Annotated in this window: 1 protein-coding gene; it reads left to right on the top strand. The window is 42.4% G+C overall.

Annotated elements, in window-relative coordinates:
• The first annotated feature begins 253 nt into the window (after positions 1 to 253).
• The gene (locus F6K37_RS44095; protein WP_131827106.1) at positions 254 to 445 is read left to right on the top strand and encodes a hypothetical protein; all 192 of its coding nucleotides are present in this window, start codon (positions 254 to 256) and stop codon (positions 443 to 445) included.
• Positions 446 to 1,062: the final 617 nt, after the last annotated feature.

The following is a 1,062-nucleotide window of genomic DNA, read 5'->3' as shown; positions in this document are numbered from 1 at the left end:
AGTCTCACACCCTTTGTAAGCGATGCAGAGGTGCGACCCGTGGCGAATTTAATTCGCCAACGGAAAAAGCACCATTACGGTCTTGGGGGTTTCCCCCATGAGCGACTGCATCAAGAAGCGCAAGAGTTTGACTTCTGACTTCTGACTTATGACTTCTGACTTCTGCTATACCTTTTGCCTTGTGGTCAGGGTGCATCTCCTAAAAGCTGTTTGATATCATGTCCGGATAATTAGTTATCAAAAAACATTACCCTTGAAACCTTACTCCTTTACTTTTTATATGGGAGATGGGGGGCATTTCTTTGGGTCGCAGTCCATCTGCTCAGAATTAAAAAAATTAGAAAGTCTCGAAATCCAGGAGAATCAAGTGTTGGGTAAAACCCATCACCATGTAATGCTGAATCTACCTGGACACGAGAAAAAATATCGGAATAGTTTCATCTAATTATATCCCATAATCAGAGATTTTGACTATAATCAGGTACCCGGAAATCACCTGAGGACATAATTATGCTACTGGTGTAGGGGTGCTGTTGGGACCGTAAGCAATCAGCAATCAGCAATCAGCAATCAGCAATCAGCTATAAGCAATCAGCAATCAGCAATCAGCTATAAGCTATAAGCTATAAGCAATCAGCAATCAGCTATAAGCTATAAGCAATCAGCAATCAGCTATAAGCTATAAGCTATAAGCAATCAGCAATCAGCTATAAGCTATAAGCAATCAGCAATCAGCTATAAGCTATAAGCAATCAGCAATCAGCAATCAGCTATAAGCTATAAGCAATCAGCAATCAGCAATCAGCTATAAGCTATAAGCAATCAGCAATCAGCTATAAGCTATAAGCAATCAGCAATCAGCAATCAGCAATCAGCTATAAGCAATCAGCAATCAGCAATCAGCTTTTGAATAAGCGATGCAGCGCGGTCTTGGGGGTTTCCCCCATGAGCGACTGCATCAAGACAACAGGTAAGCATTAGTTTAATCTGAGTTACGTTAGCTGACCACTGACCACTGACCACTGACCACTGACCGCTGACCGCTGACCGCTGACCACTGAC

The sequence above is a fragment of the Moorena sp. SIO4E2 genome (assembly GCF_010671945.1).
Classification (GTDB): Bacteria; Cyanobacteriota; Cyanobacteriia; order Cyanobacteriales; family Coleofasciculaceae; genus Moorena; species Moorena producens.
The sequence above is the reverse complement of the archived record's forward strand: the minus strand, read 5'-3'. Positions and strand labels throughout refer to the sequence as shown.